Origin of the sequence: Flavilitoribacter nigricans DSM 23189 = NBRC 102662 (genome assembly GCF_002646595.1) — a bacterium.
Classification (GTDB): domain Bacteria; phylum Bacteroidota; class Bacteroidia; order Chitinophagales; family Saprospiraceae; genus Flavilitoribacter; species Flavilitoribacter nigricans.
In genome coordinates this window covers 141,925-162,339 of sequence record NZ_PDUD01000011.1, presented here as the reverse complement: position 1 = coordinate 162,339, position 20,415 = coordinate 141,925, and the positions used below count along the sequence as shown (strand labels likewise).

General features: G+C 52.3%; 13 protein-coding genes and 1 tRNA gene. 4 read left to right on the top strand and 10 right to left on the bottom strand.

Annotation, left to right across the window (positions count from 1 at the left end):
- Positions 1–23: 23 nt before the first annotated feature.
- The gene (locus CRP01_RS07955; RefSeq protein ID WP_099149489.1) at positions 24–788 is read right to left on the bottom strand and encodes a prolipoprotein diacylglyceryl transferase; all 765 of its coding nucleotides are present in this window, start codon (positions 786–788) and stop codon (positions 24–26) included.
- 281 nt (positions 789–1,069) lie between these two features.
- On the opposite strand from CRP01_RS07955, the gene CRP01_RS07950 reads away from it, so the two are divergent.
- Entirely contained in the window at positions 1,070–1,474 is a 405-nt protein-coding gene (locus tag CRP01_RS07950) for a hypothetical protein (RefSeq protein ID WP_233752651.1), read from the top strand.
- A 101-nt stretch (positions 1,475–1,575) separates the two neighbouring features.
- On the opposite strand, the gene CRP01_RS07945 is transcribed toward CRP01_RS07950, so the two are convergent.
- The 8 genes from CRP01_RS07945 to CRP01_RS07910 all read right to left on the bottom strand — a co-directional run bounded on the left by CRP01_RS07945 (position 1,576) and on the right by CRP01_RS07910 (position 14,451).
- The gene (locus CRP01_RS07945) at positions 1,576–3,648 is read right to left on the bottom strand and encodes an alpha-ketoacid dehydrogenase subunit alpha/beta (RefSeq protein ID WP_099149488.1); all 2,073 of its coding nucleotides are present in this window, start codon (positions 3,646–3,648) and stop codon (positions 1,576–1,578) included.
- 112 nt (positions 3,649–3,760) lie between these two features.
- Positions 3,761–4,012 (bottom strand): hypothetical protein, encoded by a 252-nt coding sequence (locus CRP01_RS07940; RefSeq protein WP_099149487.1) that lies wholly within the window; start codon positions 4,010–4,012, stop codon positions 3,761–3,763.
- Between the two features lie 11 nt (positions 4,013–4,023).
- Complete coding sequence (locus CRP01_RS07935; RefSeq protein ID WP_099149486.1) at positions 4,024–4,800, bottom strand: enoyl-CoA hydratase/isomerase family protein; 777 nt, start codon at positions 4,798–4,800, stop codon at positions 4,024–4,026.
- A 173-nt stretch (positions 4,801–4,973) separates the two neighbouring features.
- Entirely contained in the window at positions 4,974–6,458 is a 1,485-nt protein-coding gene (locus tag CRP01_RS07930) for an SDR family oxidoreductase (protein WP_099149485.1), read from the bottom strand.
- A 113-nt stretch (positions 6,459–6,571) separates the two neighbouring features.
- Positions 6,572–8,845 carry a DUF6851 domain-containing protein gene (locus tag CRP01_RS07925; protein ID WP_099149484.1) on the bottom strand — a complete coding sequence of 758 codons (2,274 nt, stop codon included), beginning with the start codon at positions 8,843–8,845 and terminating at the stop codon, positions 6,572–6,574.
- 579 nt (positions 8,846–9,424) lie between these two features.
- A tRNA-Thr gene (locus tag CRP01_RS07920) sits at positions 9,425–9,497 on the bottom strand.
- A 299-nt stretch (positions 9,498–9,796) separates the two neighbouring features.
- Positions 9,797–11,329, bottom strand: coding sequence for a WG repeat-containing protein (locus CRP01_RS07915; RefSeq protein ID WP_099149483.1), 1,533 nt, complete (start codon positions 11,327–11,329; stop codon positions 9,797–9,799).
- 362 nt (positions 11,330–11,691) lie between these two features.
- The gene (locus tag CRP01_RS07910) at positions 11,692–14,451 is read right to left on the bottom strand and encodes a putative LPS assembly protein LptD (protein ID WP_143473312.1); all 2,760 of its coding nucleotides are present in this window, start codon (positions 14,449–14,451) and stop codon (positions 11,692–11,694) included.
- A 68-nt stretch (positions 14,452–14,519) separates the two neighbouring features.
- On the opposite strand from CRP01_RS07910, the gene CRP01_RS07905 reads away from it, so the two are divergent.
- Together CRP01_RS07905 and CRP01_RS07900 are read left to right on the top strand one after the other, a co-directional pair.
- Positions 14,520–16,061 (top strand): N-acetylmuramoyl-L-alanine amidase, encoded by a 1,542-nt coding sequence (locus CRP01_RS07905; RefSeq protein ID WP_099149481.1) that lies wholly within the window; start codon positions 14,520–14,522, stop codon positions 16,059–16,061.
- 271 nt (positions 16,062–16,332) lie between these two features.
- Positions 16,333–17,382: an MlaD family protein gene (locus CRP01_RS07900; protein ID WP_099149480.1), complete on the top strand. Its 1,050-nt coding sequence runs from the start codon at positions 16,333–16,335 to the stop codon at positions 17,380–17,382.
- 286 nt (positions 17,383–17,668) lie between these two features.
- On the opposite strand, the gene CRP01_RS07895 is transcribed toward CRP01_RS07900, so the two are convergent.
- On the bottom strand, positions 17,669–18,583 hold the full coding sequence (locus tag CRP01_RS07895) for a sugar phosphate isomerase/epimerase family protein (RefSeq protein WP_099149573.1): 915 nt from the start codon (positions 18,581–18,583) through the stop codon (positions 17,669–17,671).
- Positions 18,584–19,368: 785 nt separating this feature from the next.
- Between CRP01_RS07895 and CRP01_RS07890 the strand changes: the two genes are divergently transcribed.
- Entirely contained in the window at positions 19,369–20,184 is an 816-nt protein-coding gene (locus CRP01_RS07890; RefSeq protein ID WP_099149479.1) for an SPFH domain-containing protein, read from the top strand.
- Positions 20,185–20,415 lie beyond the last annotated feature (231 nt).

Below are 20,415 nucleotides of genomic sequence, written 5' to 3'. Positions count from 1 at the left end.
TCAAGGTACAAAAATTCCAGAGCTTATCCGGTAATTATTCCCGGGAGTAACAGACTCCGCGGCCGGAGCCAGACCCGCCGGTAATAGATCAGTCCACCGATACAGGCCAGTTGCAATACATTGAGTCCCCAGAGCACCTCCGTTCCCGGTCGGATGAATTCTACCAGGAGCCGATAAAACAGATAAGCGGTCATAAAGAGTTGGAAATACGCCCCGGGAACGAGCCGGTAATGCCGTTGGAGATACCGCAGGCTGGCCCAAAGCAAAAGCAGGAATACGATCTCGTATAAAGCGGTTGGATGCCGCGGAATGCCGTCCCCCAGATCCAGCGCCCAGGGCAGCCCGCTGGGCAGGCCATAAGTCGGTTCGGCTATACCGGAGCTTAAACATCCGATCCGACCGATGATCATCGCCAGGATCAGCGGAAAGGTGAACAGGTCACCGGAAGAATGTTTTTCCCCGATCATCTTTTTGGTCATTTCCACTCCAATCAGTCCTCCCAGTAATCCACCGACGATGGTTTTACTCTGGTAGTAGTACAGCCATCCGGCCCGACCGCTGAAGAATAATTCCGGATCTTCCAGTGCTCCCAGCAAACGGGAACCGATCAGCGCGCCCGCAGTAGCGCCCACCAGTACCCACAATCGGTTCATATCGGAAATACGGTCTTCCTGCTGGCGTCTCAACCGCAGGAAATACTGAAATCCCGCACTAAATGCCAGTAACTCAAAGAGCAGGTGTGCGGATACCGTAATCGCTCCAAACTTGAAAATCAAAGGAAATTCCACAGTCGTATTTGCTTGTCGGTGTAAGCTATAAAATAATAAGCTTGGGGTTCGCTTTTATTGGACCAAAATTTATAACTTGCCGGATACTATCCGGCCCAAACTACTGCTTTACAGCAACTTTGAAATTAAACATTTAACAGCTTCTTGTTCTTCCCGGGCGATTAAAAACCAAGTCGAACCCCACCTCCCGGGACCTCCCGCAGCAGGCTTAGGAATAAACCGAAGCTCCTGCAACCCGGGACCGTATTTTTCGTGTAAATGATTAAAACTTTACAGCCATCATGAGGGTCACCATTATCCTTACTTTATTATTCGTTCCCTTACTCTGTTTCACTCAGGACCAAAATGAAGAAAGGCCTAATTACTGTGACGAACTGCCCGTCACCTACGAAAAGGTCGCCTTTCCCCGGGGCGGTAGCTCCCGGCAGGCGCTTCCCCGCTTTGCCACGGCTCCCACCACGGAATACAAAGTGCAGGTAGCCATCCTGCGATTTACCGATCCCAAGGATTTCCCGTTCCACCCCAAACTGGTTGCCCGCTACCGCCCCTGCGAAGAGGTATGGGTAGTGGAATCCAGAGAAAGTTTTACCGATAAAAATGACGCCAAAAAATTACAGGCTGAAATGGAGAAACTCGGCTACCGGGGAGCGTATATCACGGAATTGGTAGCCTACCACGGCGGGTAAACAGGAGGGCAGTACCGGTACGAAACGGGTTGGCCACGCATACGCTTGAAAAATGATTTTTCGGTCGTATGCGTGGCGGCTGAGGAATAGCATCGAAACGCTTAATAGGCCAACAACTGCTGCGCGGCCTCCGCTACTTTCCCGGAAGAGAGCAACATGGCCTTTTCCAGCTTTTCGTTCAGTGGGATAGCCGGAACGTTTTCCGAACCCACCGTACGCACCGGAGCGTCCAGCGATTCAAAACAATTTTCCTGGATGCGGGCGGCCAGGCTACGGGCAAAACTCTGATCGACCGATTCTTCCGTAACGACCAGGATGCGACCGTGCCGGCGGGCCTGCTCGTAGATCAGGTCCTCATCCAGTGGATATAAACTGCGCAGATCCAGAATACTCAACTGGCCGGGCAACTGCTTAGAAGCACCCAGCGCCCAATGCACACCCATACCGTAAGTGACGATCAGCGCACTTTCTCCCGTTTCGATCCGGTCGGTATCGGCGGTCTGCACCATCCTGCCCTTTCCGAGCGGCAGGATATAATCCGCATCCGGTTCTACACAGCGGGCCGTTTCCGTACCGGGCACTTTGGACCAGTACAGGCCTTTGTGTTCAAATACCACGACGGGATTTGGATCGTAAAAGGCTGCCTTCAGCAATCCTTTCAGGTCCGCTCCGTTGCTGGGATAGGCGATCTTGATGCCCTGGATATTGGTCAATACGGATTCCATACTGGAGGAGTGGTAGGGTCCTCCCCCACCGTAAGCGCCAACCGGCACCCGCAGCACCATGCTGACCGGCCATTTCCCATTGGACAGATAACAGGACCGGCTCACTTCGGAGAACAACTGATTGAGCCCCGGCCACAGATAATCGGCAAATTGGACTTCTACGATCGGTTTGAGCCCCACGGCCGACATGCCGACCGTACTCCCGATGATAAAGGCTTCCTGGATCGCGGTATTGAAGACGCGATTATCCCCGAATTTTTTGGCCAGATTAGCCGCTTCGCGGAACACTCCGCCCAATCGGGCTCCGACGTCCTGCCCGTAAAACAGGGCTTCCGGGTGCTCGCGCAGGATCTCTTCCATGGCGTGCAGGGCGCAATCCACCATCACAATGGCCGATTGCTGATCACCGGTACGCCGGCCCTTTTCCTCCGTTACCGGGGTTGAGGCAAAATCGTGGGTAAACAGGTCTTCCGGTTCCGGATCCTCCGCCGTCAGTGCGATCTCGTAGGCCCGGTCCACTTCTTCCTGTACTTCATTTTCAATTTTATCGAGTACGGCATCGGAGAATCCTTCCTCTTCCAGATAGGTCCGCAGCAATGGATAGGGGTCCCGTAAGGATTGTTCTTCGAGATCATCCCGGTACCACTCTTTCCGCACACCGGAAGTATGGTGGTTCAGGAGCGGTACGGAGGCGTGGACCAAAAAAGGGCGTCGTTCATCCCGGATGGTATGGATCACTTCTCCCAGCTTGGAGTAGCACTCGACAAAATCACTGCCGTCAATACTGAGACTTTCCAGACCGTGGAATCCCCGGGCGTATTCCCGGGCATTCTGGGCGCGGATCTCGGCGGCGTGGGCCGAGATATCCCATTCGTTGTCCTGCACCAGAAAAAGGATCGGTAGTTGCCAGAGCGCGGCCATCTGAAAGGCTTCGGCCACCTCGCCTTCCGTGACGGAGGCATCTCCCAGCGAACAGACCACAACCGGCGGCACCTTGCTTTCCGTAAGCGGCAGCTGCTCTTTTTCCCGGTACTGCAGGCCCATGGCCACACCCGTGGTGGGGATGGCCTGCATACCCGTAGCGGAAGACTGGTGGATGATCTTCGGTTTGTCCGGATCGTTCAGGCTGGGATGGGCGTAATAGGTACGACCGCCCGAAAAGGGATCGTCTTTTTTCGCCAGCAGTTGCAGCATCAGATCGTACGGACTCATGCCGATCGACAGCAACAGAGCGTCATCGCGGTAGTAGGGAGATACCCAATCCTCCGGCCCGAGGTGGAGCCCCAGTCCGATCTGCACCGCTTCGTGCCCGCGGCTGGTCGCATGTACGTATTTGGAAACAGTCTGGAAATGCTGTTCGTAACACCTGGTCATAGCCTTAGCGGTAGCCATGAGCCGAAACCCACGTTTCAGGACCGAACGAGCTATGTTGTGTTTGATGTGAATCATTGGTTAGGCAAAATTTTTAATTTGGTTGAATCGGTTGGTTAGTCCGACTTTGGGGTTGTAGGGTACGCGATTTGCGTATAATTAAAACAAATTCTACTTCTTTCCGTTTGGTCTATTCCGGTAACTGGGGCAGTTTTTTGAGCCGGGCGACAAAGCTTTGCCGGTTAAAAGGAGCGTTGGTTTCCATCACGGTGAACATTTCTGCGGCTACACAGGCGCTGATCAGTTCCCGGGCCTGCTGCTCACTGTACCCCTCTTCCTGCAGGCGTTTGAGCGTAACGGCCGTTTCCGGCGGATCGCCGTCCCGTAGCTGCTTGCCTACGGTTTCCATGAACTGTTGCCGCAGTATTTTTTTCGGATCCATAGCAGATTTGGTTATTTCTTTTTGTTCTTAAATGCCGCGATTGCCGCGGAAGTAAAATCCGAAAGTACCAATTGTCCGCTAATTTTTGCCCGTTCTTCCAGCAGTTCCGGCCAGTGATCCGTTCCTTCCCAGAACATAGCCTTCATTTTGGCCATGGCTTCCGGGCTGTAAGCCGCCAGTTGTTTGGCCAGGTATTCCACGTAGGCATCCGTACGTTCAATGGTCGGGAAAACATCCTGGTACAGCCCTTTGTCTTTCGCCCAGGCCGCAGTCTGCCACTCGGTAGCGGCAATGGCCAGTTGGGTAAATGCGGCTTTCCCGATCTTTCTTTCCACGGCGGGCCCGATCACAAACGGACCGATGCCGATGGCGAGTTCACTCAGTTTAACGGATGCATACTCGCTAGCAATGCAGTAGTCCGCGGCCGCTGCAATCCCCACACCGCCGCCTACCGCTTTGCCCTGCAGGCGTACGATGATGAATTTCGGACAGCTCCGCATAGCATTGATCACCCCGGCAAATCCCCTGAAGAAAGCCTTGCCGCCTTCCAGATCCCTGATGGCCAGTAGTTCATCGAAACTGGCGCCGGCACAAAATGCACGCTCACCGCCACTCCTGATGATCACGACTTTGACCGCAGTATCCCGGCCGGCCGCATGGATGGCTTCGGCCAGTGCTTTGAGCTGCTGCCCCGGCATCGCATTGCTCGATGGATGAGCAAAAGTGATGCTGGCAATGCCGTCCTTAATTTCCGTCTCTACTGTTCCTTCTTTTATTGATGTTGTCATACGAATGAATGTTCGTTAGCAAAGATACATCCTTACTTGGAGAGTAAAAAGTCTGATGATTGATAGTTTGCCGGAAGCGGGTATACGATCCGAGCTACAGCACTGATCATGGTGTAAAGATCACCGCTTATTCCGGTCTTAAATTCGCAAGATACAAATGCTGGATATCCCATTTATCCTTCAACCTCCTTCCATTCCAGTCCGGCCTTGCTGTCGGACCGGTAGCTGGCGATATTCCGGATCATCCCGTTGAAGATAAAGTAGTGAAACGGCAACACGGCGTACCAGTACAGTCGGCCGAAAATACCGTGGGGTCGGAAAATCGCTTTTTGGCGGATCACCGTTTCATCGGCCTGCTCCTCCACGCAAAACTCCAGCCAGGCTTCTCCCGGTAGTTTCATTTCGGCGTACAGCAGCAGGCGTTTTTCCTCGTGGTCGGCAACCAGTACCCGCCAGAAATCCAGGGCATCTCCCGGATATACCCGGTAGGGATGTGTACGCCCGCGGCGCAATCCGATGCCGCCGACCATCTTATCCATATAGCCGCGCACCTTCCAGAGCCAGTTGCCGTAATACCAGCCACGGTCCCCGCCGATGGAAAGAATATTTTTCCAGATCTCCGAACTTTGGTCTCCGGGAACGCTTAGCTCTTTGTAATCCTCAAAGCAGCCAAATTTGGGGACTTTGATATATTGCTCCAGTGACCCCAGGCGGGAAGTGGTAACCAGTGCATCCTTCCAGGAAGAAACCACCAGATTCTGTTCGATCTTATCAAAAGCCAGTTGCACCGCTTCCCGGTAACCGATGGTTTCAATGCCCAGCATTTTGGCCAGGCGATTGTCCCGGCAGATCACATCTATCTTCATACTGTTGACCAGATTGACCGCCAACGAATAGGTAGTGGAAGTCACAAAGTACAACCAGTAGGAAGACAAGCGGGGCGTCATCACCGGTACACTGACGATCCAGCGCTGCAGGTCGCGCACCTCGGCGTAGCCCAGCAGCATTTCCCGGTAGGTAAGGATCTCCGTACAACCGATATCAAAGTTCTCGTGGTAGGTATCCTCCCGCAACTGCACTTCGACGAGAAAACGGATCACATCGCGAATAGCGATAGGCTGGCACCGGGTATTGATCCAGCGGGGAGCCACCATAACCGGTAGTTTCTCCACCAGATCCCGAATGATCTCAAAGGAGGCACTACCGGACCCGATCACGATCCCGGCCCGCAGGGCGGTCAGGGGCACTTTACCCTCATTCAGGAGCTGTTCTACCTGGTGACGGGAAGCAAGGTGACGGGAAAGATGATCGTCGTTCACCATGCCCGTCAGGTAAATGATCTGGCGGGCCTGACTGGCATCGGTAAGTTGCAGGAAATTTCGGGCCGCTTTTTCTTCGAGAGCGGCAAAATCGTCCACGGAGCTGGACATGGAGTGGATCAGATAATAAGCAATATCGAAATCGAGCGGCGCTGTATCGAGGTCAATCTCTTCCAGAAAATCTACCTGGAAGAGCGTCACCTGGTCCTTCCATCCTTTCTTCCATTCAAAACTGGAAGGGGTTCGTACACAGGCAATTACCTCGTGACCGGCTTCCACCAATACCGGCAGCAGCCGTTTTCCAATATATCCGTTCGCTCCGGTCAATAAAATGCGCATGTAGAGGCTTTTCTATTGTAACCCGAAGACGGACAGAATGTTTTAAAACGGCGATGCCGTGGTGCTACCTGTGCACCACGGCATCACCGTGATCATAATCGCAGCCTATCTATTTAATGCAGTACGATCTGCTGACTGGATTCCCAGTTGCGGCCGCTGATCCGCAACAGGTAGGTACCCGCGGGCAGATCTTTACCGGCCTGCAGATTGAAACCGTTCTGCAATTGTGCGGCGGAGATCTTTTGCGCCTGCAGTAGCTGTCCCTGAAGATTCATCAGTTCAAAGGTCACTTCGGCATCCGGGCGGTCGATCTTCACCGTGATCTGCTGATCCACCGGTGCGGGATTCGGATAGACCTGGGCGGCTACCTGTTCGCGGGCCGGACGTTTTTCAAAAATACCGGTCGGTCCTCCCCGGAAATACTGACTGGCCAGTTCGAAAGCATCCTGTCCGATCTCCACCCCGATGATCCGTCCCGGCAGATCGTCGGCCGGCGGGTGAATGCCCCCCCAGATGCGGGAGAGGCTCGTCTGATCGGATGCATCCCGGTAGGTCGCCCACTGTAGCGTAACGTCTACGCTCGGGCCTATTTCAAATACGAGAAATTCGTTTTTCTTAGCGACAAATTCGCCCATTCCACCGGGAAAATACTCATCTCCGGTCAGGTAGGTCAGCACTTCCGCCGCCGCCCGGGAAAAGGTAGAGTGCCCGGAAATGAACCCGGCAAAAGGAGGCGACACGAAAGTTGGCCGCTGGTAGGGCCACCAGTTCTCGGCCAGTATCCAGCCCACTCCGGCGTAATCCGTCTTGGGATTCTGTACGTAATCCGGTCCGCGCCAGGCCTTGATCTTTATTTTACCTACATTTTCGCCGCTCGCTCCGGCCAGTGCATCACCGGCTTCCACCAATTCGATATAATTGTCTACCAACGGAAGTCCTCCCGGATGGAAGTTGGTGCGGCCCGGATCGGTACACTGCCCCTGATCGGCCATCAGGCGGATCGCGGAGATCGGACGCAGATAATCGTAATAGCCTTTGATCCCCCAGGCGGTTACGGCCGCATCGTGTACGGCACCACCCAGTGTGAAATAAGCTTTCACATCCCATTCCAGCAGGTCCAGCAGTTCTCCTTTTCCTTCGAACCGCGGTTCGAACTCAGGATGATCGTGTACGTAATTCAGGATCGTAAACCAGTGCCCCGGAGGCGTTTCGGAATCGGGTCCGTCAGCCCAGAATTCAGCCAGTACCCGCGTATAGTCACCCCGCGGAACGAGCTGAGGTTCGTAGGCTTGGCCGGTGTAGGGATTCACCTCCCGGCCAATACCGGGATCCCCACCGTCCAGTTGATTGTAAAAAGTAGGATAATCTTCGAAGGTGCGGGGTATGTCATCAATATTGAAGTTGCCGAGTCCACCGGGAGAAATATCCCACATTATACCATCATTATGGTCGAGATGACTGGACCAGAGCCCCACCAGCGAGAAGGTCCAGTGGTAGTCGGTAATACCGGTAGAGTTTTCCAGGTCAATCTGCGGCGGCTGGCCCGGATCGTGGTAGACCCAGTAATCAAATCCACCGCGATTGTGCACCGTCAGATCTTCCGCCTTGAGGGCGAAGGGTACCACCTGACCCCATTCCGGACTCAGAAAGGGCGGAGTATTCACGGGGATTACGTTACCGCTCTGATCGATCACCAGATCGAGGGTGAGCGGTTGCCAGCGGTTGGGATCTTCGATATTCGGATTACCCGGGAATTTGGTGACCAGCGGATCGTTCACCGGCTGGTAAAAGCGGTTGGCGTAATTGATCTGCTCGTTGGACCCGTCCTGCAGGCCAAAGGCGATGATCTTCTCCGCCAGGTAATTTCCGAGGGCCGCCGCGCCGCCAGTGGCGTAATCCGTGGAGATGAAATTGAGGTCGTAGCCCAGTTCAATCATCTTATCATCAGCCAGTCCAAAAATATAATTGCGGCCGGGGCTCCGCTGAAAGCGGTGTTTGATCATCCGGTAACTGGCATAACTGATGGCCATTTCGCGTGCCGCCTCGATATCTTCGGGAACGGGCAGTGTTTCCGGATCAAAATCGAAATTAAACCCGTCGATCTCCTGCCCCAGGAAAAAGGGGATAGCCTCGTCGTCATAAACCGCCCACAAATCGTACATCGCCGTCGAAACATGAAAGAGGTTACGGGCGTGTACCGTTGGTCGCGCCAGGTCATTGCGGATACCTTCCAGCAACACTTCATTCCATTCGCGGGCAACGGAGTGCTCCTGTGCGGAAAGCGAAAAAGAAGTAGCCAGGAAAAGTACTGCAATCAGGCTGGTTAGTAATTTTCGGAATATGGGTTTTCCGGTCTTTAGGGGGTGTCCAAGTAGATCTGCTTTCATTACAATGTTTTTTGTTTTGTATATAGGAAACTAATCAAATCTTTTGTACGCAACGCGAAGTGGGTTAAGATCTTCTCCAACCATTTCGGTTACTATATACTTTACTCCAATCCGTTTGATCCCGACGATCCGTGACCGGTCAGGCTCAAACCAATTTTACGTCAGTATACCTAAGAAGTTGTACAGTTTACCATCAAAGAAGAGACTTAATTTTGATAGTGATCAAAAAATTAAGCGGCTCTTGGACTTAAGTTAAGGGTTCGATCAGAAGGATTAAAAAGGCGATTATTCTATTATACTTATGATTTAGTAAAAGTAAGGAATTCCTGAGGGATCGTAAGAACCAAATAAGTATATAATTGAAAAGCATTTTACATTTTTCCTCAATTTATGCCTCTTTCCTTACCCAATCCTTTCCATATTAATATTCGATCAAATATTCATAAATGATCCGGTGCCCGGGATGCTTCCCAAAACAGGTCTTCCTCTTAGTCGAAGTTCATTAGTTCAGATCGTTCTTTTCGAGAAGCCTGGGAAAATTAAAAGCCCGTTATCCCAAAAAGGGAACGGGCTTTCCGGAGCCACCCAGCGGACTCGAACCGCCGACCCACGCATTACGAATGCGTTGCTCTACCAACTGAGCTAGGGTGGCAAAATAGTTGCGCAAATATATAAGGTTTTGCGATATCGGGCAACCGGGCCCTGGATTTTTTTCTCTACCGGGATCCCGACCTGATGGGTAGGGCTGTTCAGTTCTCAAATTATTGAATATAAAAAATGGCAATTTCAATGGCAATAGCAATTTCAATAACTCAAAATCAGGCGAAAAGGTCAAAATCGGAGCAGAAAGCTGCCTTTTGCTTGCTATTGCTATTGTGCTTGACATTGTAATTGAAAAATTCCCATTGCGTTTTTATAGAACTGAACAGCCCTGCGGCCTGATGGGTATAGCTAGCGGATACGGAAAAGTCCGTACTGTTTGCTGCTATTCCGGCAGATAAAAACCTGGGTGCCGGGGATTCGATGTATCTTATCGTATTTGGCGGGCAGCACTTCATTGCCCGCACGGTCAACAATCCCCCACCAACGATCATTTTCCCCAAACTGAACTGATCTTATCCAGTAGGCATTCAGATCCAATCCCTGCGCAACGGCACCTTCTATAACAGACGGGGTCAGGGCTCTGGCGTGCCAGACGAAATCGTAAAACAGGCGGGGTTCCCCGGTTTCATCGGTGTAAACGAATTGTCCCAGCAGGTTTCCATCCCGATCGTATATTTTCCGGACCTTCGTTCTATCTACGGACACGAATATCAGCGGATGGCCGTTCACCTCCATACTCTGAATATTCGGGTAACTGGTTTCAAAGTAAAGATCAAGATCAATAATCACCTCGTTCTGACCATTTACTACGCCCCATCTATTGTTTTTCATGACGGCGTAACGGTCTTCACAAACAAATCTAATTCCATCATACGGCAGCGTAATGATCTCTTCTCCCAGACGATTAAAAAGGGTGCTCTGCCCCGGTGCATTACCGTAAATATAGCCGTCCTCGCTCAGGGCAGCACTGATGGACTTGAACTTCAGCGGCACGATCAGTTCGAAATTGGAATCCATGATCCCGTATTTCGATCCTTTACGGACCTTGAACAAACTGTGCGAAACGCCGGAGACCGCGATCGGGAAATGATCTACCTGGGTAAATACGGTGCCGGGATCAACGACTTTATCCCATTTAAAAAAAACACTCGCGATACCTTCCTGGACGATCAGTACCGAATCATTGTACACGCAACGGGGAGCGTAGCTACTGAAGCCCCGAGTGGGCATGACTTCCTCTCCCTCCAGATTGAGTATTCTGAAACGCTCTCCCGTTTTTACGATGATCAGGTGGGGATAATTGTCTAAATACTGTTCTCCTTCGCCTTCCTCAGCGATGATCCGGCCAGTAAAATCCAATAAAATGGTCTTGTTTTTCTCTCCGTGAACGATCTTGGTAATGTAGCGGGAATTGATGGGCCCAATATAAAACGAAGGGCCGATGTAACGCTCTGCTATTTGCCCTACATTGTTGTAAAATACACTATCGTTGCGCTGGTAAAGCACGTGATCGTTATAAGCGCTGATATCCGTCTGGTGCGAATAAGCGGCATCGGACCAGTAGATCCCCTTGCTCAGGTTCAGGGTGCCTCTTTCTTTCAGGTACAAAGAGTCACCGCCCAGGACATAGTAGTCGTATTTTTCATTATCGTGCACATCCAGTGGCCTGAAAAACGCCCCTTTGAATGGCACTACCTCCCCATTTTGGTAAGTATAGGCTTCTTCCCGGTTGCCGAGAACGGGATACTGATAGTTCAGCATTTCTCCGTAGGGATAAGTCGGCTCGATGAGCCATTCTATGGTTTGCCCGTAGAGGTCGCCCGGGCCAGCTAAAAGCAGGAGCAGGCTGAAAGTTTTAAGAGCGGAGCACGCAGATTTCATGGTATAACAGGTTTAGCCGGATCAGAGAGAACGCTTCCGGCGGGTTTCCCGTAAAAATAAAATATTCATGAATATGATCAATCTTATTTGTAGATCCGCCGGCTATTTTCACTTCCTTGATGGGTAGTAGATATGCTAATCAGGGGCCAAAAGTCCTGTAGGTGTAAGTTCAGCGTGCCGTAGGTTTACATAGCGTACCTACAACACGCTAAGCCGGGAAATGGTCATTTTGCTACTTACGTTTTGTGCCCAAAGGCACATTCCTTCCAGTTTTAACCCCTGATTGGTATCAGATATGCTATCCGGCGATCCGGACGGGACATAGCGGTGGCTGCGGGATCAAGCTTCGGATCCCGCCCAGCTTACTGGAATGCCCTTATCGCATCAGCATTGTTCCGTTCGTACGGTAGTTTGATGAAATCCAGCGTACCCGGTTTCACGCGAATGGAAAAGCTGTAAGTACCCCGCGTGGGTGCCCAGTTCATCGTCATTTCCCAGCAGTGCAGGTCCCGGCTGAACCCGAGAGAAGGATAGGTGAGTTGTTTCCGGACAAAATCGTAACCGATCCGCGAGATGTTGATCCGCCATTTTTCGGTCAGATCGATATTGCCACGCAGGTCGATGGAGTGGGTCCGGATATTGAAGGTATCTTTAAACACATTGTCGTCCTTGTAGACACGATCCAGGTTAAAGACGATATTGTGGCTGATGCTGAAATTTTCGAACAGACTGAGAAAATCCGTTTCCTCCCGTCGCCGGCTGCGCTGTCGCTCTTCCTCCTCCTGCACGTTCTCCACCACTTCCTCTTCCTGCCCCTGGAACAGGGCACGGATCTTGCTCACGGTCAGGCGCGTGTTCAGGCTGGCGGAGGCATTGACGAAGTCCAGCAGTTTGCCGCGTTGCCGCCAGGCCGATTTATTCACACGGACAAAAACGTCATTTTCGTTGCGCTCCTGGATGTAGGGATCAAAGATCGCCCGGGCACTCAGGGTGGTAATGCCTTTGAAAAAACGGGTGGTACCGCTCATATTCACCCGGCTCCACTTGAGGGTATCCGCGGCGAAGTTGTACTGCCCGTTGATGTAGATGTTATCGAAGAATTTGAATTTCTTTTCCGTCGAATCCCTTCTGGAAAAATATTTCCCCTCAAAAATATTGGTGAAGGAATAGCTCAGCGCCATCTGCTGTTCGCTGGCCGGCGGGCGACCGTAGATCCCGTTCTCGAAGATACTGTACTGGTCGAATTCGGGATCATCCGGCGATGAATACGGATCCCGGACAAAGCGGTAATAATTCGGATTATTGAGGTAATCCGGTTGGTATCCCAGGGTAAAAGTCGGTTTGATCACGTGGCGTACGCCCCGCAGCCAGCCTTTTTTAAAGCGCATGGTACCGAATACCTGCGTGGTCAGGCTCACCCCGGCCGATAAGGTCCGGTAACTTTCGTAGCCGGTGACGATGGTATCCAGCACCGTTCCGTATTTGGAGATATCGATCTCCTGTTCGCCGGTGATGGGGTTGAAAGTGGTATCGGCTTCCACATCTACGCCGTCCAGGTAATCCTTGCGCAGCGAGCGGAAATAGGAAACTTCCTTGTAGGATACGTTGGGGTTCAGGTTGAAATACCGCAGGATCTTGAACGACGTCCCCGTCGATACATCCTGCTGCACACCAAATTGGGCCTGATCCCAGGTTTCCTGCTCAAAGAAGGTCGTATCGATGCCGCGGAAAGTACTTTTCGCCTGCATCTTATACCGCATGGTGATATCCTGATACCAGGGCCGTTTGCCGCCCACGCTGTTCTTGCTCCGGAAGGGATAGATGGTCCGGGTTTGAAAGTCGATGGTCGGGAAGTTGACCGTTACCTCTCTGGACTGGGTGTTCTGCGAGTGGTTGAAGGCTACACTGAGGCTGATGGGTTTATCCGCCCAGTTCTTGGAATAACTGAAGTTTGAGCTCAACTGACTCTGCAGTACGTTGTCCGCATCGTTGTACACCCGACTCTGGTAATCGTTGGTCTGGAAATTGATCGATCCACCGAAGCGACTGGTAGGATGGGCGGTAGCCGCCTGGTTGTGTGTCCAGCGCAGGGAGAAGGATTTCTGCTTATCGATCAGCCCTTCGGCGTTCTCCACCCGTCTTTTATCAAAGGCGATACTGGCACTACCGCTGTATTTATAGCGCTTGGCGTACTGGGTTTCGGCGCCGAGTCCCCAGGTCCCTTTCACGTAGATATTCCCCTTCAGAGAAACATTGAAATGTTCGCCCAGTGGGAAATACCAGCCGATATCCCGCAATCCGAATCCCCACTGCGGGGAATATTCGTAATCCCTGGGGAAAAGCAGACCCGTACTGCGCCCCTTCGAGATCGGGAAAAACCCGAAGGGCAGCCACAGCGGCGTCGGCACGCCCATGATCTCCAGATTGGAAGGCCCCACCACGACCAACTTATCGGGTACTACCTTTTGTTTTTTACTGCGAATGCCGAAGTGAGGGTCCGGATCGGTGCAGGTAGTGAATATGGCATCCTGATTGTAAATGATATCATCGGTACTGGTAGTATCCGAAGTGGGCGTACCGCTGACGAACTTCGCTTTCGAACCGTGTACCACGATATCAGTATATTCTGTTCGTACATCGTACACAATACCTTTGCGGGTATCGAAGTTATAACGCATGCTATCGGCGGTAAACTGCTGATCGCCGTCGGCAAATTCGGGAATTCCCGACCGGCGCCCCAAACTATCGGGCATTCCGGCAGCCGTGACGATATTTGTACTCCAGTCAAAAACGATATGGGCCGCTTTCAGCGTTATGGTCTGATATGCGACCTCCGCCTGGCCGTAGAGATGTATCTTTTGTCCGGCAATATCGTATATCATAGAGTCTTCACTAGAATACTCCACCGGTGCATCCAGAGAATCCTTGGATAAACGTATGCCGGAAAACCTCGGAGGAATGGAGTCCGCGCTCAATAGCAGAGAATCAGCACCGGGCGGCAGGGTATCTGGATTCGACAGCAGATCCGTTTTGGGCAAAACCAAAGTATCCGGTTGCTGGCCGATCAAATGAAAGCCCCCAAGCAGGAAGAACAAAATTGTATATAATACTTTTGCTTTCAAGTAATTAATTACTTTATTTTGTGCCCATTCGGGGCGGAACTGCGTTTAATAACCCAGGAAAACAAACTATGATTAAGTACACAGTTTTCATCCAAACGATACTTATCTGCCTTTTGCCTCTGTTCGTTAAGGGGTTTAACAGTTCGTTATCATTTGATCTTGTTCATTCGGGCGGCAAAGTTAACCAAGAGCTGGCACTTCCCGAAGTACCTTACCGTATAAAAACAATTGTTATTGATGCAGGGCACGGTGGGAAGGACCCCGGATGCTCCGGTTCCAACTCCCGGGAGAAGCATATTGCCCTGTCCGTAAGCCTGCAACTGGCCGAAGAGATCCGGGCTAAATTTCCCGATATCCGGGTGATCCTCACACGGGATAAAGATGTTTTTATCCCCCTCTACGAACGGGCGGCGATTGCCAACCGGGCGGATGCCGATCTTTTCATTTCCATCCACTGTAACTATATGCCGGGCAGCTCGGCCACCCGGGGCACCGAGACCTACGTCATGGGGCTCCATACCGCCGATCACAACCTGAATGTAGCGAAACGGGAGAACTCCTCCATCTTACTGGAGGAAGATTACGAAAAAAATTACGATTACGATCCGAACTCTCCGGAGGGGCACATTATGCTGAGTATGTTTCAGAACGCTTATCTGGAACAAAGCATTTTACTGGCCGAAAAATTTGAAGCCCACGCCGCCAATACCGCCGGCCGCCGCAGCCGCGGGGTCAAGCAGGCCGGCTTCGTGGTGCTGAAGGAAACGACCATGCCCAGTATCCTGGCCGAGATCGGTTTCCTGAGCAGCTACCGGGAAGAGACTTTCCTGAAATCCGACGAAGGCCAGGGCGCTATTGTCAATGCACTGGTACTGGCCTTTGCCGAATACAAACAGATCATCGAGAACGAAGCCTTCACGGTGGGCAACAGCGATGTGATCGCCGCCGCGCTGCTGGACGGCCGAACGGTGAACAGCGACCCGTCCGCCGGCAACCGCCAACCGGTGATCGCCATCGATCAGCCCCTGAACAAAGATGTGCCCCGGCAGGTCAATCAGGCCCCGGTCCGCTATCCGGCCCCGGCTGCCCCGGCACCGCCGGCCAACAAGCCGGTAGCCCAAAAGGTGGTGAACAAAACGGAAGCATCGGATAAAAGAGTAATGATCCGCTCGCCCTACGGGGATGAAACGGATGTCACACCAACCCAGGCGGCGCCACCCAGTGCCAGCCCGGTACCCGTGAACCAAAATACGGCCAGAACCACGCAGATCACCCGGAAATCAGTGGAAGATCTACCGCCGCCACCGGTCACGCCGGCCGCTCAGAATGCGGACGAAGACCTGTTGTTCTGTGTTCAGCTGGCGGCCTCTCCGAAACCGCTCAACACCCAACACCCCCGCTGGGCGGATATCGATTACCGGATAGAAGTAGTGCGGGAAGGCAACTACTTTAAATACCAGGCGAGAAGTTTCATGAATCTGGAAGAAGCCGATAAGGCGCGGATGCGCCTGCAGCATCAGGGCTTTCTGGATGCCTTTATCGTGATCTACCGCAACGGAGAGCGGTTGTCACCGGATGCCAGTAAGCGGATGATCGAAGGACTGCGGTAGGGTTTCCTGCCGCCGTTTTTTAGCACTTACCAGTCTGCCTGAACGAAAAATCGACCAACACCCTACCGAATAATCACCGGTTCGAAAGGAAAGCGGATACCTCCGTAATGCCTCAATCCGAACCGGTGATCTAACAAATACTTACTCCGGACACAACTCATCTTACCATTATAATGTTTGTAAGTAAGCTTTTGTGAACAAATCCTAAGTATTATGCTGCAGGCAAAGGTAGAAAGATTACTTTTGCAGGTCGAAAAAACCCGAATCAGGCATGTCTAATGAACTTAAAGTGGCCCTGCTGGCTATCGCAGCCTTATTGTTAGCTTTTTGGGGCTATAAATTTATCCTGGGCAATAACATCTTGGAGAAATCCAACACCTTCCAGGTATTATACGATGATATCGCAGGCCTGCAGGAAGGTACTGCGGTGCAGATCAATGGTGTAACCGTCGGTAGTGTTACCGGTATTACCCTTTTGGACAATGATGATCAACAGGTATTGGTCGAACTGACCCTGAGCGCTGATTACAAGATCCCGAAACAGACGGATGTAGTGATCGTGGCGGACGGTGTCATGGGCGGCAAAAAAGTATACCTGGAGTACGAGCGCCCCTGTTCGGGTGATGACTGCGCCGAATCCGGCGCTTTTCTGAACGGAGAAATACGCGGTGTGCTTGCCTCCATGATCGGTACCGATGATCTCGGAGCCTATATGGAACAGTTGAAAGACGTTATGGGCGCCCTGGTTGATACCCTGAACCAGACCCTGCTCGACGAGAACAGCAACTCCCCGATCGCCAAAAGTTTACGTAATCTCGAAGCGACTACAGCCAATCTGCAATCCTCCACCCGCCAGGTGGATGGCCTGCTGCGTCGCTCCTCCGGAGCCATCGAAGGTACGATGGCCAATATCAACTCGCTCACCAGTGAACTGAACAGTCAGAAAGAAGCCCTGGCCAGTTTTATCGCCAATGCGGATTCTCTGTCCGGGCAACTGGTAGAAGCGGACCTGCGCAAAACTATGGCCGAAGTGAACGCCACCATTGCCGGGCTGCAGGCCACGCTGGCCACCGCCGATCGGGCGCTGAGCGGCATTTCGATGACCATGGAAAAGCTCAGCTCGGGTGAAGGCACCCTGGGTAAACTGCTCCAGGACGAACAGCTGTACTACGATCTGAGGGAACTCAGCACCAGTACGGATTCGCTGATGGAGGATATTCAGGAACGTCCCTACCGCTACATTCCCTTTAAAGGACGGAATCGCGTGAAGCGCTACGACCGTAAAGACGAAGCACTGGAATCAGCCGGGGGCAGTAACTAAACAACCCGGCTGCAGGATCTCCTTTCCGTATTTCCCTTGCTGGTTTTCGGACCAATAACACGATAAGCATAGCGGCTCGGCTATCCGACTGTATACGGTGGATTGCTGGTAATGAGCTAATGGTGGGTTCCCGAAATGCCGGGCATACCGAAGGTCCTGCCGATCCTCCCGTTGCATTCGGGTTAATTTTTCCGGACAGTGACCGCAGAAAGGGAAAGTTTATAACTGAGGTTTAGTTCCTGACACCGGACAGCCTTTAGCCTTATCCGGCGTGTTTTTTGACCGTTTATTTAAAGCCGATCTCTTTCAGCGCTTCGTGGCTGATCTCGATCGCCTCCATCGGCGTCTCATTGAAGGTCATATCCTGCTCCACGAAGTAATACTCCATGCCAGCCTTGTCCTTCTGGGCCAGGATCTTTCCGAAATCGATCGAACCGGTACCGACCGGTGCGAAACGCCCCTCGGCATCCATATCTTTTACGTGCCAGGACTTGAAGCGGCCCGGTGCTTTGTTGAAATAGGCGATGGGATCCGCTCCGGCCTTGGTCACCCAGTACAGGTCCATCTGGAAATTGAGGTGCTCGGGATCGGAGTTCTCGATGAAGTAATCGATCGGAACAATACCTTTGGCATTTTCTTCAAACTCGAAGTTGTGGTTGTGGTAGAGGCACTCCAGTCCGGCCGCCGTACACTTTTCGGCGATCGTATTGATGATGCCCATGACCTCTTCCAGATCTTCACTCATGCTGAGTGAACGGGTCTCGGGATCAAATTTGAAATGACCCATGGGCGGAACGGGGATTACAAAATATTTGAAACCCGCTTCCTTTACCGCCGCGATCATGGCGTCGGCATTGTCGAGGGTCACGTCTCCGTGGTGGGAGCTGAGTGGCGTGATGCCGATCTCATCCAAAAAGCTCTTGAATTCGGCCGGTGCCATTCCGTAGAACTTACCATCCGAATAACCGGCAGCTTCGATGTACTTGTACCCTACTTCGGCTACTTCGCGCAGCACCGCTTTCGGGTCTTTCCCCAGCGTATCCCGGAGCGTATACAAGGCTAAACCACCAAACTGTGCGCTCGATGCGTCCATTTCTTCGGCGGTCTCGTCCTCCGTTTCTTCGGTACTCTGAGGTGCATTATCGCAGGCGATCAGGCCGGCGAATAACAGGATCAGTAAACCAGCAAATAACTTATCCATTTTCATGGCATGCAATTTTTATAATTAATGAACTAAAGGGACAGGCCAATCTTTTTTTGGCCAAAACGGTCACAAATCTACATCAATCCCCGATTTTCTCCATCTAATTGGCCCCGGAACCCTTTGAGTTCGGGCTATTGGGCGGAATTAAACCGCATTTTGGCTATCGTAAATCATGTCGGGGTCCGATCCCGGAAATGGAGCCGATGCACAATTTTTTCCCGGCACCGGAACTCTTTCGCGGATCACTGAGTTTATTGGAGCAAACAACGCATACCAGGATGCATCTGATTTTGTGGATGACCAGTGTGGATTGCCCTGATTATTAAAAAGGTGTCCGATCCAAATTCACAAAACCAAATGTTGTCCAGTATAATTACCTGCTTATGCTATTGACATCAGCAATTACTACAGCTGGCATCGCCTGTTTACATTCCGGACTTTCCGCGAATAAAAGTGCTGCCGGCCCCGAAGAAATTTACGCCTGACCGCCTTCCTCAGGAAGGCTCCGGATCGGCGGCCTTTCTTCCAACGCAATAACGATATACAGAAAAATTAAACTGTACCATTTATAAAGAGATCCCCGGAGGTTACCGGGGAGGGAGTCCGCTTTGCCGGAGCGGGACCGGTTTCGTCTCCTTCATCCAAGAGATCTGAAGCGCTATCCTCCGGTTGCCGTACTTCACATTGCAAAGATGTCGGCTCCCATTTTTTTAGTCTGTCCGAAATCCGTTTAAACGGATTTCGGACAGACGCTACATCCCAAAAATTAAACCTTTCAGACCATGAAAACTTTCACCGTAAACGAATCTTATGTCGGCCTGCTGTACGAGAACGGAGCCTTCGTCGAGATACTGGAACCCGGACGCCACCGCTTTCACAATCCCTGGTTCGGCCAGATAGAACGCAACGTTCGTCTGGTGGACATGCGGGAGCGCTCCCTGACGATCAAGGGGCAGGAGATCCTGACGGCGGATAAGGTGGCCATCCGCGTCAGCGTGCTGGTCTACTTCCGGGTATTCGACCCAACCGCCGCTGTGCACCGCGTGGCCAATTACGAAGACCGGATCTACGAAGATGTGCAGCTATCCGCCCGCCGCTTCCTGGCCTCCCGTAAACTGGAACTGATCCTGCGGGACCGGAATGATATTTCTGACGCCGTAAAGCAGGATGTCAGCGGATCCGCCGCCGGCTACGGGGTGGAGATCCTGCGTGCCGATGTGAAAGACCTCGTTTTCCCGGGTAATCTCCGGGCCATCATGAACCAGGTTCTGGAAACGGAACGCCGCAGTGAAGCCCGGCTGATCGAAGCCCGCAAGGAGGCGGAAGCGGCCAAGGTGCGCTCTATCGCCGAGGCCGAGGACCGGCTGCGCCGGCTGGAAGCCGAAAAGGAGGAAGTACGCCTGCGGGCCGAAACCGAGCGGGAAAAGCTGCGCGCCGAGCTGGAAAGCGAACTGGAAACGGCCCGGGCCGTGGCGGAGCATCCCGAACTGATCAAACTCAAACAACTGGAAGTACTGCGCGAGCTGGCGGCCAATAAGAACGGTAAATTCGTGATCGGTATGCCGCCGACCCACTTTCACGAAGTGACGCTGGATTAAGCCCCGCGCGGAGACATACACCATTCCCAAACACAGGGCCCCACGGATCGTTGATCTGTGGGGTTTTTCTTTTGGGGTGCCACTGTACAGCGCAGGGGGATACAGTTCTCAGATTGTAGAATAGAAAGATGGCAATTTCAAATTCAATAGCAATTTCAATCCCTCCAGATCAGACGAACAGGTCAGTGATAGACCAGGATACTGCCTCCTCCTTGCTATTGTAATTGCAAT

Bases quoted from the DNA above. Each gene is read 5' to 3' on its own strand.
- CRP01_RS07950 (WP_233752651.1), top strand. From the start codon at position 1,070: ATGAGGGTCACCATTATCCTTACTTTATTATTCGTTCCCTTACTCTGT.
- CRP01_RS07945 (WP_099149488.1), bottom strand. From the start codon at position 3,648: ATGATTCACATCAAACACAACATAGCTCGTTCGGTCCTGAAACGTGGG.
- CRP01_RS07940 (WP_099149487.1), bottom strand. From the start codon at position 4,012: ATGGATCCGAAAAAAATACTGCGGCAACAGTTCATGGAAACCGTAGGC.
- CRP01_RS07935 (WP_099149486.1), bottom strand. From the start codon at position 4,800: ATGACAACATCAATAAAAGAAGGAACAGTAGAGACGGAAATTAAGGAC.
- CRP01_RS07930 (WP_099149485.1), bottom strand. From the start codon at position 6,458: ATGCGCATTTTATTGACCGGAGCGAACGGATATATTGGAAAACGGCTG.
- CRP01_RS07925 (WP_099149484.1), bottom strand. From the start codon at position 8,845: ATGAAAGCAGATCTACTTGGACACCCCCTAAAGACCGGAAAACCCATA.
- CRP01_RS07915 (WP_099149483.1), bottom strand. From the start codon at position 11,329: ATGAAATCTGCGTGCTCCGCTCTTAAAACTTTCAGCCTGCTCCTGCTT.
- CRP01_RS07905 (WP_099149481.1), top strand. From the start codon at position 14,520: ATGATTAAGTACACAGTTTTCATCCAAACGATACTTATCTGCCTTTTG.
- CRP01_RS07900 (WP_099149480.1), top strand. From the start codon at position 16,333: ATGTCTAATGAACTTAAAGTGGCCCTGCTGGCTATCGCAGCCTTATTG.
- CRP01_RS07895 (WP_099149573.1), bottom strand. From the start codon at position 18,583: ATGGATAAGTTATTTGCTGGTTTACTGATCCTGTTATTCGCCGGCCTG.
- CRP01_RS07890 (WP_099149479.1), top strand. From the start codon at position 19,369: ATGAAAACTTTCACCGTAAACGAATCTTATGTCGGCCTGCTGTACGAG.